Here is a 17,016-nt window from a genome sequence, read left to right as displayed (position 1 = left end):
CCATGATAGGCGGTTATAGGGGGGTCAGTCCTAATAGGGGGGGAGAAGCGATGATGGGTTGTGATAGGCGATGATAAGCGATAATAGGCGGTGATAATAGACTGTGATGGGTTTTGAAGTAAAATCTTTTGAATTGCTTTGTCTTTTTTGGAGAAAAAGATTATCTTTGTCAGTCCCAACTTGTTATATTATGTTTTATACGATCAAAAGGGTATTGGTGTGGGTTAGACGGGCACGTTATTCCAGAGGATTTGGAGTTCAGTCGCCTTGGGCATATCGTTTTATCCGTTATGTGGTGAACGAGCATTATCCCTACTATAAATACAAGCAGCTTGAGGAATCCGTCTACGGACTTGATAAGCGGACCAGAAAGCTTTGCAGGTTCTATTTCCGTTTGTCCAATTACCAGCAGCCCCATTCTTTTGTCGATTTCTGCCCTCCGTCACCCTGTTACAAATTTTATGCCATGGCGGGATCCCGACGGTGCGCTTACAAGCTGATAACCGCAAATAAGTCGATAGAAGAAAGTGAGGGCGTTCTTGCAACGGCCGGTGAGTACAGTGTCGTCCGCATTTCCTTGGTGGATGGTTATAGATGGTTTGTCAACAAAGCGCTTGATGTCTTGCCTTCCTCTTGTGTTCTGGTCATTGAGCAGATACAGCGGGACAAGGAGACGGAGATTTTTTGGAAGGAGCTTATTTCTGATCGGAGAACGGGCGTGACTTTTGACCTGTACTATTGCGGTGTTGTCTTTCTCAACACCAGTGTTGTCAAACAAAACTATATCGTGAATTTTTAAGATCCTTCCTGGAGATTCCACGTTGACATACCGTTACTAAAAAACGGTAGAATACGGCATCAATTCAACCTGTAAATAAGATGAAGATATATACAAAAGGCGGCGACAGGGGGCTTACATCCCTGTCTGATGGCTCCCGTACCCGTAAGGATGATTCCCGTATAGAAGTCTGCGGCACACTTGACGAACTGAATGCCCACATAGGGTTGTTGATTTCTCTTTTGCTTCATAATGACGGCACACAGTTGTCTGACGATGTCAAGAACGGACATACCCTCTTTCTCGAGCAGCTTCAGGAAACACTTTTCAGCGTAGGTGCGCTTGTTGTTTCAGGTAAGGATTCCCCCTTGCAGCACCCTGTCATTGTGCGGAATACGATGGAATTAGAGATTCTCATTGACCGCATGGATGCAGAACTCGCCCCTCTGCATCATTTTATCCTTCCGGGCGGTGTTCAGGCTGCGGCGCAGTGTCATGTCTGCCGGACGGTGTGCAGACGTGCGGAAAGACGGATGGTTGCGCTTTCGGCTCACCACGACGTGCCGGAGATAGTTTTGCCCTTTATGAACAGATTGTCAGATTATTTCTTCGTCCTTTCGCGTTATCTGAACATTCATGGCGGTGATGGTGAAAAAACGTGGGGAAACACTTGTAGATAAAAAATAAAATGTTACTTTTGCACGCATTAAGAAACGTGTAAAAAATTAGGAATATGTATTGGACTCTGGAATTGGCCTCTAAGCTGGAAGATGCTCCATGGCCTGCGACAAAAGACGAACTGATCGACTATGCCATACGGTCGGGTGCTCCCCTTGAGGTGCTTGAAAACCTCCAGGAGATTGAAGATGAAGGTGATGTCTACGACAGTATCGAGGATATCTGGCCTGATTATCCTTCAAAAGATGATTTCCTGTGGAATGAAGATGAATATTAAAAGGTGGGAAAAGGGTTACTTACATGCAAGTGCGGGTAACCTTTTTTGTTTCGGGCTTTCTGGTGTCTGAGCCGTGATTCTTGTTTCGTACTTCAGGATGGAAATCGCATTTAATTCAAGTGTAGCCGGTCGATACAAACAGGTTGGTGCATGACTCTTTGGCAACCGGGCGTTACTTGCATCCCAACTAACGCCTGTTTGGGCTTCAATCAGGCGTTACTTGCACTGCAATAGGGCATCTCTTTCCCTGTTGTTTGTAACTGATTGTGTTCCAGTTGATTCATAGATTCCGATTTTATGTGTGTATCATTTCGACCGAAGCATAGATGGGTAAATCTTCTTGAACAGACCAGCCTTAACAAATATGTATTCGAAAGCAATATTTCTTCATCCTGTTCGTTATAAAGGCGTGCTTAAACGCTTGATATTCATAATTGCGCTTGCTTGTCTGGCAGAGGCCTCTGTCAAGGCACAGTATGATCCGTCTTATAGTCATTATTGGGCGATGGAGCCGTCATTCAATCCTGCATCGGTGGGCAAGGACAACAAGCTGAATGTCGTGGGTGCCTATAGTCTCGACTTTGCCGGCTACGAGCATAACCCGAACACATTCTATGTCGGGGCAGACATGCCGCTTTACTTTCTGAGGCAGTACCATGGGGCCGGCATCTCCATCCTCAACGATAAGCTGGGCGTTTTCACCCACCAGCGTGTCAGTGCCCAGTATGCCTTCCGTCATCACCTTTGGGGCGGAATGGTCTCGGCAGGTGTTCAGGCAGGTATGCTCTTCGAGAAGTTCGACGGCTCCAAACTCGATCCTGAGGAAACGAACGACCCCGCCCTGTCGCAGTCGGAAGTCAACGGGAACCGTCTCGACCTCGGGGCAGGGTTCTACTATACACACCGGGACTGGTATGTCGGCGCATCCGTCCAGCATCTCAACTCCCCCTTGGTAGAGCTGGGCGAGACCAATGAGCTGCAGGTCAACCGCACGTATTATTTGACAGGCGGATACAATATTAAACTGCATAATCCGTTCCTTACTATACCGGCTTCCGTTCTCGCACGCTATGACGGGACGACCTTCCGTACAGACCTCACGGCCCGGCTGGTCTATACCCACGAGAAGAAAATGCTTTACGGAGGTGTCTCCTACAGCCCGACCAACTCCGTGACGGCTTTTGCAGGCGGAACGTTCCACGGCATCAACATCGGTTACAGCTATGAAATGTACACCGGTTCTGCTGCCTTCAAGAACGGCAGCCACGGGCTGTTCGTCAGTTATCAGACCGACATCAACCTTCAGAAGAGGGGCCGGAACAAACATAAAAGCGTAAGATTTCTATAGAAAGATATAATGAAAATGAAGAAAAGTATAATCGTTCTCTGTCTCGGTGCAACCCTCCTGGGGACGCTCACAGGCTGTTTCGCCGGTAAGGCGACTTCTTCGTCAGGTCGTGGCGGTGAGGTTACAGGTGTCGGCGGCGGACGTTCCTTCCGCGAACCGACCCCTTATGGCATGACGCTTGTCAAACGCGGCTGGCTGAGGATGGGTCTGGAAAAGCAGGATTCTCTCTGGGGCAAGAAGACTCCGGTAAAGGACATTTCTGTCGACGGCTTCTGGATGGATGAAACGGAGGTCACCAACTCCGAGTACAAGCAGTTCGTAGAGTGGGTTCGCGACTCCATTCTCCGCACCCGTCTGGCAGATCCGGCATACGGCGGCGACGAGACTTATATGATCACGGAGGATAAGAACGGCGATCCTGTCACCCCCCATCTGAACTGGAACAAGCGTCTTCCCCGCAAGCCTACCGAGGACGAGCAGCGCGCCTTCGAGAGCCTCTATGTGACCAATCCTGTCACGGGGGAGAAGAGCCTTGACGCCAGACAGATGAACTACCGTTACGAAATCTATGACTATACGACGGCAGCCCTGCGCCGGAACCGGTTGAATCCGCAGGAACGCAACCTGAATACGGATGTCACGGTCGACCCGGACGAAGTGGTGATGATTTCCAAGGATACGGCGTATGTGGATGACAACGGCATGATCCACAACGAGACCATCAACCGCCCGCTGACAGGTCCCTGGGACTTCCTGAACACCTATATCGTCAACATCTATCCTGATACCACCTGCTGGGTCAATGACTTCCGGAATTCGGACAACGAGATCTATCTCCGTAATTATTTCAGCAATCCTACTTACAACAACTATCCGGTTGTCGGTGTCACGTGGGAGCAGGCCAACGCTTTCTGTGCGTGGCGGACAGAGTACCTGCTCAAGGGACTCGGCAAGGAAGCCCGCTACGTGCAGCGTTACCGTCTCCCGACTGAAGCCGAGTGGGAGTATGCTGCCCGGGGGAAGAACCAGGACGAGTTCCCTTGGGACAATCATAACGTGAAGAACGGCAACGGCTGTTTCTTCGCCAACTTCAAGCCGGATCGTGGAAATTACACGAAGGACGGCAACCTGATTACCAGCAAGGTGGGCATCTACGGTGCCAATTCCAACGGTCTCTTCGACATGGCGGGGAACGTCGCCGAGTGGACCAGTACGGTCTACACCGAAGCTGGGGTGGATGCGATGAACGACCTCAATCCGCAGCTCGACTACAAGGCGGCCCGGGAAGACCCCTACCGGCTGAAGAAGAAGAGTGTGCGAGGCGGAAGCTGGAAGGATCCGGAGAGCTATATCCGCAGTGCGTGGCGCACATGGGAGTACCAGAACCAGCCCCGCAGTTACATCGGCTTCCGTTGTGTCCGCAGTCTTGCCAGCTCGTCCAGCGAGGCTGCCAGGGAGAATAAGAAAAGCAGTAAGAAAAAGAGAAGATAAATGACACAGTACAGTAAATACAATTTCGTTTACCGTCTGCAGAAGTGGATGGACAGCGTCCCCGGACAGACGTTCCTCAACTATGGTTACAGCTGGGGTGCTTCGGTGGTTATTCTCGGTGCATTGTTCAAGCTGACCCACTTGCCGGGAGCCAACATCATGCTCTATTTCGGTATGGGTACAGAGGTGGTCGTGTTCTTCCTTTCGGCTTTCGACCGTCCGTTCGACAAGACGGATGACGGGCGTGAACTCGCCACGCACGTGACGGAAGAGTATCTTGGTGGAGCCAGACACGGCGTTGCACCGCAGCCGTCTCCGGTCTCTCCGGCCGGTGTCGCAGCTGCAGGGCCGCAGCCGGTCCCGTCGGCGAGTGACATTGCGGCGGCAGTCGTCAGCCAGCAGAGCAAGGTGATTGCCGATGCACAGCAGCAGACGCCGGAAATGGTAGAAGCGCAGACGAATTATGTATCTGCATTGCAGAACCTGACGGAAATGCTGGGTAAGGTGAATGACCAGAGCCAGCGTCTTACCCGGGACAGCGAAGAGATGGAAAACCTCAACCGCACTCTTACGGGTATTGCGAAAGTTTACGAAATGCAGCTCAAGGGAGCCAGCCAGCAGATCGGTACCATTGACCAGATCAATGAGCAGACCCGCAGGATGGCGCATCAGATTGAACAGCTCAACAGCATCTATGCCCGGATGATTGAGGCGATGACGGTCAACATGCGCGCGGCCGCCCCCGGTGCTGCCCCCCAGTCTCCCGCTTCCGGGAGCTTGTAAAGAAGTGTCATGGCGGGAAGCGGTCTGTCTGTAGAGCTCTTCCCGATGTTAAGAAATAGAATGAATGGCTATTAAGAAGAGAAAGATTTCCCCTCGCCAGAAGATGATCAATCTTATGTACATCGTCCTCATGGCGATGCTGGCATTGAACATCTCTACCGAGGTGCTCAATGGCTTCTCTGTCGTAGAAGAGAGCCTGAACCGCACGACGGGAAACTCATCCAAGGAGAACGAGGCCATCTTCGGCGAGCTGGACCAGATGATGCGCAAGAATCCGCAGAAGGTAAAGGAGTGGTTCATGATGGCATCGACGGTCAGGGAGATGAGCGATTCGCTCTACGACTATGCGCAGTCGCTGAAAGTCGCCATTGTCCGTGAGGCCGACGGTGAGAAGGGAGACCCCTTGCACATCGATGGGAAAGACAATATCGAAGCGGCCAGCTACATCATGCTGAACCCGGCGAACGGGCAGGGGCACAGACTCTATGAGGCAATCAACAGTTACCGTATGCGCATTCTCCGGTTCGTGACCGATCCCCGGCAGAAGAAGATCATCGCCAGCAACCTCTCCACGGTTGTTCCCCGTCATTCGATGGGGAAGAACTGGGAAGAGTATATGTTTGAGAATATGCCTGTCGCCGCAGCCGTGACGCTGCTCTCCAAGCTGCAGAGCGATGTCCGCTATGCTGAGGGCGAGGTGCTGCATACGCTGGTAGCGAACGTCGGGCTGAAGGACTTGCGCGTCAACAAGCTGCAGGCCTTTGTCGTCCCGAGCCAGACACGCCTCTACCCGGGTGAGACGATGACGGCCCGGATGTTCATGGCCGCCGTTGATTCTACGCAGCAGCCCCTGGTCTATGTCAACGGACAGCAGATCAAGGGCAATCAGATGACCGTCAAAGCAGGTATGCCGGGCAGGCATACGCTGAGCGGATATATCCTTGTCAAGGATCTGGCGGGCAATGTGCTGCGCCGTAACTTCTCCCAGGACTATTGGGTCACAGGCGGTCCGCAGCCCCGGCAGTATATCAGTCCGGAAGGGATGCAGAAAGTCCCGCCGTTCGACGGTATGGCGACGATTGCCGCCGACCTGATGAACGTGCTCTATGCAGGCTTTGACAACCCGATAACCATCAGCATCCCCAACACATCACAGGGAGATGTGCAGGCGACGATGTCGGGCGGCTCTCTCGTGTCACGCGGCGGAGGGCACTTCATCGCACGGCCGTCGGCTGTCGGTCAGCCGGTCACGATTGCCGTGTCTGCCAAGGGACGCAGGGTAGGGGAGTACAAGTTCCGTGTCCGCAAGCTGCCGGATCCGTCACCGTACATCGCTATGGGAGCCGACCGGTTCAAGAGCGGCGCACTGTCAAAGGCAGCCCTCATGTCGGCACCGGGCATCCATGCGGCCATTGACGACGGTCTGCTCGACATTCCGTTCACGGTCACCAGCTTCCGTGTCGTCTTTTTCGACAATATGGGCAATGCTGTTCCCCTGGCAAGCAATGGCGCTTCCTTCTCAGCACAGCAGAAGGAACAGTTCCGCCAGCTGAGCCGTAACAAGCGGTTCTACATCACCAATGTTGTCGTTCATGGCCCTGACGGGACAACGAGAACCCTTAATGGAAGAAACATGGAAGTGATAGTGAGATAGTCGGCGGCCGCGGCAGTCGGCAACGGACGGTTGGCAGTCGACAGTCTGTCACTTTCCATGACAGTCGGTCACAGTCTCTTCGATGTCGCTTCTTTCTGAGAGCTTCGGGGAGGTTCCGCTTATCAAAGGACAAACAAATAAACAATGAAAAGAATAATTCTCATAACCTGCGCAGCTTTTCTGGCGCTTACGGCAAGTGCCCAGCCTGCTGCACGTCGCAGTTCACAGCACCGGTCGCCGGGCAATACGATAACGACCCGTGCGCAGATTTCCTTTCCTACGGCAGCTCCCATGCAGGAGGATGTTGTCTGGCGGCGTGACATTTATCGTGAACTGAAGCTCGCCGAGGATGCCAATGCGGGTCTGTATTATCCTGTCGAGCCTGTCGGTTCGCAGATGAATCTGTTTACCTATATCTTCAAGCTGATGATGAACGGGCCCAACCGTGGCGGCATCGCAGCCTATAACTACCGTATGGACGGCAATGAGATGTTCACGGATTCTGCGAGGGTGAAGCCTTTGCAGTTTCTTGACAACTACCACATCTTCTATGAGCGTACGGACCATGGTATCCGGCTCGACAACAGTGACATCCCCTCCGGTGAGGTGAAAGGCTATTACCTCAAGGAAAGCGCCTATTACGACCAGGGGACTTCTACGTTTCACCGCAAGGTCGTAGCCCTCTGCCCGATTATGTATCGTGAAGATGACTTCGGTGACGGCGAAGTCAAATATCCGCTCTTCTGGGTCCGTTACGATGATCTGGCACCTTTCCTTTCCAAACAGATCATCATGACCAGCAATCTGAACAATGCGGCGACGATGAGTGTGGACGACTATTTCACGATGAACCTCTATCAGGGAAAGATTTACAAGACGACCAACATGCTGGGCAAGACGCTTGCACAATACTGTCCTACCGACTCTGCCATGGCTGCAGAGCAGAAAAAGATAGAACGTGAGCTGGCCGACTTCGAGAAGACCGTCTACGGTGACCCGGCCCGGCGCGACAGTCTCGACAGCATTGCTGCCTCCAAGGAAGCGGAGAAAGCACCTAAGAAGATGGGGCGCAGCCGCCGCGGTGCATCGACAGGCAGCATCCGCCGCACACGTCGTCCGGCATCAAACAGCAGTTCCGGTCCGGCTCGTGTTACCGTCCGTCGGGAGCGGCATTGAGTTTTTTTATGGCAGGTCCTGGAAATCACGAAAGGTTGACAGCCCTCATAGTACTGGCATACCAACGTGGAATTCTTAGGACAGGCCTTATGTGTTTAACAGGGATATGAGGCTGTAGGAAGCCGATGCTGCCGGCAACCGCTATCGTTGACAATTGATGATTATGAAGAAAACTTTTCTATTGGCTTTAATGGCTTTGACGGTTTTTTCCTCCGTTTCGGTACGTGCGGACGAGCCTCTGAAGTTCGGTCTGAAGGCCGGTTTGAATGTGAGTGATTTCCGTTTCAGCAGTGATGTGTTCGACGAGACGAACAAGGCTGGCTGGTTCTTCGGCCCTACGGTTAAGTTCACTCTGCCGGTCGTTGGTCTGGGAATGGATGCTTCGGTACTCTACGACTACCGTTCTGCCAAGCTCGATTATGAATCGGAAAAAAAGACCGTGAAGCAGCAGCAGATTGCCGTTCCCTTGAATGTACGTTATGCCATCGGGCTCGGCAGTACGGCCAGCATCTTCTTCTTTGCCGGTCCGCAGGTGGCATTCAATGTCGGCGACAAGGATTTCCATTGGATGAAAGGAAGCAGCTATGCACTGAAGAAGAGCAACTTCAGCATTAACCTCGGTTTCGGCATCACCGCCTTGAAACATCTCCAGGTAAGTGCCAATTACAATGTCGCCTGTGGCAAGACGGCTGATGTCACTTGGAAGACGGCATCCCAGGCTGCCGGCGGCGCACTCGGTCTGAACCGGAAGAGCAGCCGCAACAACTCCTGGCAGCTGGGCGTGGCCTACTTCTTCTGACGGTACCGACCTATAACCTCTTTTATATTGCAGCAATCTGTCCCCATTCCTCGCCGAAGGAATGGGGATTTTCGTTTCTATGCGGCTGTGGACCGGGTCGGTGATGACCGATGGCTTCCGGTCTCCGTGGCTGTTGGGCTTGTAAAAAGGATGATGCGGCCGGAAGCAGACACCGGGAAAGTCCGTCAACGGCCTTATTCCTTTTCCTTTGACAGATTCTCTTCTACGAACAGCCGGATCGACCCTTCGCAGTCGGCATCATTCCCTTCCCGCACGGCAGCAGCCATCCAGTAAGCATATCGTCCTGTCCGTAATCCCGTAAGTGCGTCGGGATCGCTTCCGTAACGGAACTCTATATGGCAGGTCTCTTCAGGCGTGTCCGGGCGGAAGAAGAAATAGGTGAATTCATCCTTGTTGCCATCGTCGCTCTTGAATTTGTGCGTGTCCAGACTCTTGTCGTAATCATATTCAGAGTAGTTGTGTGAGAACAGCACATTCCCTTGGCCGTCCAGCCCCTTGATGATTCTTCCGCTGATGATGAATTTTGCCACTCCTTGTTTGAAGCCGCAGTCGAATTGATAGGAACCGGAGAAGTCCATGTCGCTGTTGGGATGGTCGCCGAATTTGGCGATGGCCTCCTGTCCGATCACCGTTCCCGCCATGCTGTTCTTCATCTTTTCTACGGCTGCCGGCGCCTGTCCGATGCCCGTGTATTTCGCCGTCTCACTGATCCACAGCCGGTCCCATTTGGGAGCGTTGATTCCCTGCTCACTGAAAAGCGGGACATACGTTCCCGCCAGCTTTCCCTGTAAAGCCGAAGGCATCATGTCCTGCTGGTTTCCGTTCTCTGAGTGACATGCCGTTGTCATGCCGATAAGGCCGAGCAGGCATAAGGTGATGAAAATGACTTTTTTCATAATTCTCTGTTTGAAAGGTGAATAGCGTATGTAATCTGTCGCAAAAATAGAAATTTTCCGATGGCCGTACAATACCTAAAGATGATGATTTCATTGTACACGTGCCATTTTATTCGTACCTTTGCGACCCTACTGTACGATTTATATCCGACGAATGACTTACGCAAACATCATCTTGCCCCTGCCTCTGGAAGGCTATTTCACATACGGTGTGCCCGAGACGCTTGCCCCGAGGATCCAACCGGGAATGCGGGTGTCAGTGCCTTTGGGCAAGAGCAGGATGTACGTTGGAATCGTGGCAGACTATCCTGTAAATATCCCGGATCCATCGGGGAATGGATGCGGAAAAGAGAAGAAAATCGTTTATAGGGATATAGTGGATGTCCTGGACGGTGCCCCCATGCTTCTCCCCCGGCAATTGAGGCTGTGGCGGTGGATCGCCGATTATTATATGTCGCCCATCGGTGAGGTCTACAAGGCGGCACTGCCTTCCGGACTGAAGGCGGAAGACGGTTTCCGTCCGCGCACGGAGCTATACATCCGTCTGGCCGACAGATTCCGGGACGGGCGCACCCTCACCCTGATGCTTGATTCCATGAAGCGGGCGGCGAAGCAGGTGGAAGTGCTCATGGCGTATCTCCGGCTGGCAGGAGTCGATGGAATGGACGATTTCTCACCGTCGACCCCTCTCCGTGAGGTGACGAGGGAGGAACTGATGAATGTCACCCATGCTTCCGTGGCGGTCGTACGGGCCTTGCAGGAACGGCGGCTTCTTGTCACTTACGAGAAAGAAGTCGGCAGACTGAACTCTGGTACTGCATCGCATCCCGAACGCATGAAGCCCCTGAACGAAGCGCAGACGGAAGCCTACAATCAGACGATCATGCAGATGATGACACATCCGGTGACATTGCTGCACGGCGTGACCTCCTCGGGGAAGACCGAAATCTATATTCATCTGATCCAGAAAGCCATCAACGAGCACAAGCAGGTACTTTATCTGCTTCCGGAGATAGCCCTCACCGTACAGATAACCGAGCGGCTGCAGGCGGTGTTCGGCAGCCGTCTGGGCATTTACCACAGCAAGTACAGCGATGCCGAGCGGGTGGAGATATGGAAGAAGCAGCTCTCAGAGACCCCTTACGATGTGATACTGGGTGCGAGAAGTGCCGTCTTCCTCCCATTCCAGCGGCTCGGACTTGTCATCATCGACGAAGAGCACGAGCAGAGTTTCAAACAGCAGGATCCGGCACCACGTTATCATGCACGGTCGGCAGCCATCGTCCTGGCGCAGATGTATGCCGGTGCGAAGACACTTCTGGGAACGGCTACCCCCTCGATGGAAACTTATTACAATGCCCGGCAGGGCAAGTACGGACTTGTTGAGCTGACACGCCGCTACAAGGATCTGCAGCTTCCCGCAGTCGAGGTGGTGGACATCAAAGACCTCTACCGGCGGAAGATGATGACAGGGCCGTTCTCGCCACGGCTGCTTGCCGCCGTAAGAGATGCGCTGGGACGGGGCGAGCAGGCCATCCTTTTCCAGAACCGGCGCGGCTTTGCCCCGATGGTGGAATGCCGGCAGTGCGGCTGGGTGCCGAAATGCCCCGACTGCGACGTTTCGCTTACCTACCACAAGAACATGAACTACCTCACCTGCCACTACTGTGGCTACACGATGCGTGTGCCGGAGGTATGCCCCTGCTGCGAGAGCAGAGACATCCGCGGACGCGGTTACGGCACGGAAAAGATAGAGGATGAAATCCGCAACATTTTCCCCGAGGCGCGCATTGCCCGCATGGACCTCGACACCACCCGGACGCGCAATGCCTACGAACGTCTGATCCATGATTTCTCCACGGGAAAGAGCAACCTCCTGATCGGTACGCAGATGATTTCCAAGGGGCTCGATTTCGACAAGGTGTCGGTCGTGGGCATCCTGAATGCCGACACGATGCTGAACTATCCTGACTTCCGCGCCTATGAACAGGCATTCATGATGATGAGCCAGGTGAGCGGGCGGGCAGGAAGGAAAGGGCGGCAGGGGCTGGTCATCCTGCAGACGAAGAGCCCGGATCTGCCGGTTATACGGCAGGTGGTGGAGAATGACTACCGGGCATTCTATTCTGACCTGCTGGCAGAACGGCATGATTTCCATTATCCTCCGTTCTATCATCTCATCTATGTCTACTTGAAGCACAGAGAGGAAAATACGGTCAATTCTGCAGGACTGGAACTCGGCAGCCGCCTGCGTGAAATCTTCGGCAGCCGTGTGCTCGGGCCGGACAAGCCCGCCGTGGCGCGCGTGAAGACGCTGAGCATCCGGAAGATCGTGCTGAAACTTGAGAACGGGATCGGCTATGCACGTGTCCGCCAGTATCTCCGTGGCGCCATGGAGGCAATGTTGAAAGACAGGCGTTACGGTGCTCTTCAGGTGTATTATGATGTCGATCCGCAATAGGTGCGCCTGTATTTGCCTGATGAAATCTATTCCGACACACCCATGTTCTGACGGTGTGATAACATAGTAAGCCTGTAATTGCCAGATAAAATCTATTCCTATACGCCCTGTAAACCTCCGGAAGCTGTCACACGCTCAAGAAGACACACCCCGAAAGGCGGTAAAGCCTGTTGTTCCCGACCGGTTGGGAATACCATTCCCAAGCCTTGGGAACAGAAGTCCCAACCGGTTGGGAACAGCATTCCCAGGCCTTGGCTGCAGAATCTTCTTGGCAAAGAACCGGCTTCGGGGAGTCGTTTTGGTTGCGGATGCCCTGTGCGACCGGCAGGGCCGGCTGTAAGGGGAGCAAGGGGAAATCGTGCGGTCTGATAACGGAAAGCGGGTGTGCCAATATGCCGTTGGAAGAGCGGACGGGAAAGTCCGCATCGGCATATCTGACACACCCGCCAGTATTTTTGATGGGTATGGTTTTGTGTTCCGGCAGTTTAGAAGTCGATGTCCAGCCCGACTCCTAAAACCTTGTTGGTACGGGTGAAGATGTCGGTGTTCTTCGTTGCTATCGTCTTCGGCTGTGTCAGGACGGTCCCGTCAGGCTGTGTCACCTGCTGGCTGCCCACAGTGATGGCATCGTTGTATTCCTTCTTGAAGTTGGAATAGTCCGTAAAGAAATAAGCCACGTTGAGATGGATGTTTCTGGCCACCTTGACCTTTGCCCCGAATCCGAAGCTGTAACTGCTAGTAACGAAACTGAGATCGGTGAGATACTTGCCGTCGCCGAGACCATAGAGCGTGCGCTGTCCGCCTGCACTGACGGTAACGGCCGGTGTGACATCCCACTCGACACCGGCAAGGAACTCCTGCGTGTTCTTTTTGAGAAAACGCTGTTTGTTGTTGTCCATGCGTGCATCCTTGTCGAAATAATAGTTGTAGCCCGCCATGACGCGGAGGTTCTTCAGCACTTCGTACTGTGCGCCGAGGGCGAGGATTCCGGGGAGGTCATTCGGCGTGTTCACTCCATTCTCATAGTGGTGTGTGTCGTCTCGCTTGGTGTCATTCTCGATGTTGAACTTCGTCGTGAACTCGTAGCGTGCGGCGAGGTTCCATTTGCCTGATCGGTAGTCGATGCCGAGGACAGGCGTGATGCCCCAGCCCCGCTGCCGTACATCCACATAGCGGTCCTTTACCAGTTCCTTGCTGCTGTTCAGTTTGTCTGCACCGGCCCTGACGAGCTTCGCCCCCTCGCTGGCCCGCTTCGCTCCGGCGGCATACTGGTCGGCAGCTCCCTGAAGCTGGGCTTTTACCGTCGGGTCGGTCGCAGCATTCGCCTGTGCCTGGTAAGCTGCCGCCTGTGTCTGTGCCGCCGCCGCCTGTGCCTGCAGGACATTGGCCTTTTCGCCCAGTGCCTTTGCCTTGGCATCAAAATAGCCGTAGAGGTTCTGGTTGTTTCCGCCTACATTGGCAGAGATGTCGGTGATGTTCCCTTCGTACTTGTTGTAGATATAGTTGAACCGTGCACCGCCGTATACGGACAGATGCTCGTTGACCTTGTAGGCGACACCCAGCTGGAGTCCGAAGTCGTACTGCTGGCCGCTCATGTAGCTCTGCATGCTGTAGGAGGTAGCAGGTGTTTCCTGCTGTCCGAGGAGCTGTGCGAAGGCAGGCAGCTGCTGGTTGATCAGTGCGGGGAGCAGGGAAACCTGCCGTTCGAAGCTGGGCAGACCATCGTTGAAGGTGGCCTTCCCGCCGCCGCCCGTCAGTCCGAATCCGGCCTGAAAGCTCCATCTGTCCTTGTTGTAGGCTACCTGGAAGGACGGAAGAATAGGAACGGAAGCCTTTCCCTTATAGAACTTGCTGCCGTCAGCTTGGCCGCCGTTCAGCAAGAAAGGCTGTGAGAAAGGCTGCAGGGAAGGGATCTGCTGGAAAGCGGGAACGGTAAAGGAGGAGGTGATCTCACGCGTCTGATAAACGTTCTGGAAGTTTAGCGAGAGATGGAACCCCTGGTCAAGGAATACTACTCCGGCAGGATTAAAGTACACACCGTCTATGCCGATGGCGCCTACTCGTGCGAAATTACGGTTGAAAGCGATACTCTGATTGGTGTTTGTAAGCAGTCCCCCGGCTTGTAATGGGGTCGTCATTGCCAACAATGCCGCGGCAATGAGCGTCTTCTGATACTTCATTGAATGAATTGTAAGTATATATAAAACCTGTAAAATTTGGCTGCAAAGTTAAGTATATTGTTCTAAATATCCAAATTTTTACTTGTTTTTTACCGGTTGTCGAACCGGACCGGAGCTATCCGGACTTAGATAAATCAGATAGCCTGGCCATATCAGCTGGACTGGCTAGGCTATCTATACTATCTATGCCTGGCAGACCTGGCATTGCCAGGGCCGCTGTTCAAAATTATTGCTGTCCGATTAAACCTCTATATGCTACAACAATCGGACACCAATAATTCAAAATAGATGGAAGGCAGCCGGAAAGTCTCTACACTTTCAGCTGCGGATATTGGATGCGGGTGTGGTACATGGCCTTGAGACGTTCGATGAGTACATTCTTTGCAGCTGTAATGTCGCGGAAGGTGATGGGGCAGTCGGTGAAGTTGCCGTCGGCCACCTGCCCGTCAATCAGTCTGTTGACCAGTTCGCTGATGCTCTCTTCGGTGTATTCCTGCAGAGAGCGGGAGGCGGCCTCCACAGTGTCGCTCATCATGAGGATAGCCTGTTCGCGGGTAAAGGGGTTGGGTCCCGGATAACGGAACTGGTCCTCGTTGACTTCCTCGTCAGGGTGCTCGTTCTTGTAATGGATATAGAAGTATTTGGCAAGGCCGGTCCCGTGATGTGTCGTGATGAACTCCTTGATTTCCCGTGGCAGGTTGTATTGTTCGGCAAGTTTCAGTCCTTCGGTCACGTGACTGATGATGATGCGTGCGCTCTCCAGGTCGTTCAGCTTGTCATGCGGGTTTACGCCAGCCTGGTTTTCGGTGAAGAAAGCCGGGTTGAGCATCTTGCCGATGTCGTGATAGAGTGCGCCGGTACGCACCAGCTGGCTCTTCGCACCGATTCTGTTGGCTATTTCCGTGGCAAGGTTTCCCACCGTGATGGAGTGCTGGAAAGTTCCCGGGGCGACCTCGCTGAGCCGGCGCAGCAGCTCGTTGTTCGTATTCGACAGCTCGAACATCGTCACCGTCGAGACGAATCCGAAGGTCTTCTCGATCACCAGCATCAGCGGATAGGTGAAGAGGAGGAAGAAGCCGTTGACGGCAAAGTGATAGTACATGGTCTGGTCGAGCTTCGAAAGGTCGTCGGCCTGGATGAGCTGGAGCGAGAAATAGACGGCTGCTGACCCGATCGTGACGAGGATGGCCGTGAGAAAGATCTGACTTCGTTTCGACAGCTCACGCAGGGAATAGATGGCCACGAGGCCGGCTACAAGCTGCACGATGATGAACTCGTACTGGTATTTCACGGCAACGGCACTGATGAGCACCATTGTCGCATGACCGATGAAAGCCGTCCGTGAGTCCATGAACACCCGGAAGAAAATCGCCGCCATGGAGAACGGCAGGATGTAGACGCTCAGGATGTTGTGCTCCATCATCAGCGATGTGAGGATCGGGAAGATGACGATCATCACATAGAGCAGGGAGATGGAACGCGGCTTGTCGAAGTAGTCCTTGCGGAAAAGCGCCAGATACAGGGTGAACAGCCCGATGAGGATAAGCACGTAGAGACTCTGCCCGATGAGCGTAGAGGTTATCTCGGCTTCGGTTGCATTGCGTTTCTCCATAGCCTGCTCGAAGGAGTTGAGTACACGGTAGGTCTTGGCATCGACGATGTCGCCGCGGTCGATGATGCGCTGCCCTTCCAGCACCATGCCCGAGGCTTGCGGGATGAGGCTGAGCATATCGTTCATCTCCGTCTCGCTGCGGTCCTTGTCGTAGACGAGATTGGGCTCGATGTATTCATTCAGGTTGCATTGCTGCAGCACCGAGCGTTTCGGTCCGAGTAACGGATCCATGAAAAGATGTTCGTAGGCGCCGAGCGTGGAGAAAGTCTTGCTGATGGGCACGCTGACCGCCTGTTTCCCCGTCACCACCCGTATGAGGTTGTCGCTGTCCTTGACCAGCGTGGAATACTGCTGCGGGTCGATGATGCCGGCTTCGTAGACCTCGTGCAGCCGGCGTGCAATCACTTCGACATATTCCTGCGGCAGTCCCGGGATGCCGCTTCTGTATGCGTGTCTGAACTCGTCGATATTCTTCTTCTCGACCGTCGGGCTGATGTTGAAGTATGGTTGGAAATGCTTCATCATCGAGTCGCGCTCCGCCTTCAAAGCCTCTTCGGTCTTGAAGATGGGGAAGTCGAATTTGGCTATCAGCTGCCCGTACATCCAGGGTTTGCCCTCGTCATAGTGGAAGAGCTTGCCCCTTGTGCGGGGAAGGAAAAGCACGATCAGCACCACGGTCACGATGACCAGTGCCGTCCTCGAAATCATGTTGCGCCAATAGTGATGGCTGATGTTTCTGAATCTAATCATTATTGTCTTCGTTTCGTGAATGTCCAGACGACCTGTCCGGCCTTGATGAGGCAATATGCTAACAACTTGCGAAAATACTAAAAATATGGCGTATAGTCAAAAAAAAACATTA

Annotated in this window: 13 protein-coding genes; 10 read left to right on the top strand and 3 right to left on the bottom strand. The window is 53.4% G+C overall.

Annotated elements, in window-relative coordinates; translation table 11 throughout:
• Positions 1-190: 190 nt before the first annotated feature.
• The 9 genes from HMPREF9141_RS11505 to HMPREF9141_RS11465 all read left to right on the top strand — a co-directional run bounded on the left by HMPREF9141_RS11505 (position 191) and on the right by HMPREF9141_RS11465 (position 8,984).
• Positions 191-799, top strand: a complete 609-nt coding sequence (locus tag HMPREF9141_RS11505; RefSeq protein WP_007368924.1) for a hypothetical protein — start codon at positions 191-193, stop codon at positions 797-799.
• Positions 800-879: 80 nt separating this feature from the next.
• A complete protein-coding gene (locus tag HMPREF9141_RS11500; RefSeq protein WP_007368923.1) occupies positions 880-1,458 on the top strand; it encodes a cob(I)yrinic acid a,c-diamide adenosyltransferase in 579 nt (192 codons plus the stop codon).
• Between the two features lie 53 nt (positions 1,459-1,511).
• A complete protein-coding gene (locus tag HMPREF9141_RS11495) occupies positions 1,512-1,733 on the top strand; it encodes a DUF2795 domain-containing protein (RefSeq protein ID WP_007368922.1) in 222 nt (73 codons plus the stop codon).
• 409 nt (positions 1,734-2,142) lie between these two features.
• The gene (locus tag HMPREF9141_RS11490; protein ID WP_083809453.1) at positions 2,143-3,081 is read left to right on the top strand and encodes a PorP/SprF family type IX secretion system membrane protein; all 939 of its coding nucleotides are present in this window, start codon (positions 2,143-2,145) and stop codon (positions 3,079-3,081) included.
• A 9-nt stretch (positions 3,082-3,090) separates the two neighbouring features.
• Positions 3,091-4,572 (top strand): T9SS ring complex lipoprotein PorK/GldK, encoded by a 1,482-nt coding sequence (gene porK / locus HMPREF9141_RS11485; protein WP_007368920.1) that lies wholly within the window; start codon positions 3,091-3,093, stop codon positions 4,570-4,572.
• A complete protein-coding gene (porL, locus tag HMPREF9141_RS11480) occupies positions 4,573-5,355 on the top strand; it encodes a type IX secretion system motor protein PorL/GldL (RefSeq protein WP_007368919.1) in 783 nt (260 codons plus the stop codon).
• A 64-nt stretch (positions 5,356-5,419) separates the two neighbouring features.
• Positions 5,420-7,009, top strand: coding sequence for a type IX secretion system motor protein PorM/GldM (gene porM, locus HMPREF9141_RS11475; protein ID WP_007368918.1), 1,590 nt, complete (start codon positions 5,420-5,422; stop codon positions 7,007-7,009).
• A gap of 144 nt (positions 7,010-7,153) precedes the next feature.
• Positions 7,154-8,185: a type IX secretion system ring subunit PorN/GldN gene (gene porN, locus HMPREF9141_RS11470; RefSeq protein WP_007368917.1), complete on the top strand. Its 1,032-nt coding sequence runs from the start codon at positions 7,154-7,156 to the stop codon at positions 8,183-8,185.
• 163 nt (positions 8,186-8,348) lie between these two features.
• Complete coding sequence (locus HMPREF9141_RS11465; RefSeq protein WP_040555093.1) at positions 8,349-8,984, top strand: porin family protein; 636 nt, start codon at positions 8,349-8,351, stop codon at positions 8,982-8,984.
• 194 nt (positions 8,985-9,178) lie between these two features.
• Here HMPREF9141_RS11465 and HMPREF9141_RS11460 read toward each other — a convergent pair whose 3' ends face one another.
• Positions 9,179-9,901 carry a hypothetical protein gene (locus tag HMPREF9141_RS11460; protein ID WP_007368915.1) on the bottom strand — a complete coding sequence of 241 codons (723 nt, stop codon included), beginning with the start codon at positions 9,899-9,901 and terminating at the stop codon, positions 9,179-9,181.
• Positions 9,902-10,055: 154 nt separating this feature from the next.
• On the opposite strand from HMPREF9141_RS11460, the gene priA reads away from it, so the two are divergent.
• Complete coding sequence (priA, locus tag HMPREF9141_RS11455; protein ID WP_007368914.1) at positions 10,056-12,362, top strand: replication restart helicase PriA; 2,307 nt, start codon at positions 10,056-10,058, stop codon at positions 12,360-12,362.
• Between the two features lie 485 nt (positions 12,363-12,847).
• On the opposite strand, the gene HMPREF9141_RS11450 is transcribed toward priA, so the two are convergent.
• On the bottom strand, positions 12,848-14,542 hold the full coding sequence (locus HMPREF9141_RS11450; protein ID WP_007368913.1) for a hypothetical protein: 1,695 nt from the start codon (positions 14,540-14,542) through the stop codon (positions 12,848-12,850).
• A gap of 310 nt (positions 14,543-14,852) precedes the next feature.
• Positions 14,853-16,904 (bottom strand): HD family phosphohydrolase, encoded by a 2,052-nt coding sequence (locus HMPREF9141_RS11445; protein ID WP_007368912.1) that lies wholly within the window; start codon positions 16,902-16,904, stop codon positions 14,853-14,855.
• Positions 16,905-17,016 lie beyond the last annotated feature (112 nt).

Origin of the sequence: Prevotella multiformis DSM 16608 (assembly GCF_000191065.1) — a bacterium.
GTDB lineage: Bacteria > Bacteroidota > Bacteroidia > Bacteroidales > Bacteroidaceae > Prevotella > Prevotella multiformis.
The sequence above is the reverse complement of the archived record's forward strand: the minus strand, read 5'-3'. Positions and strand labels throughout refer to the sequence as shown.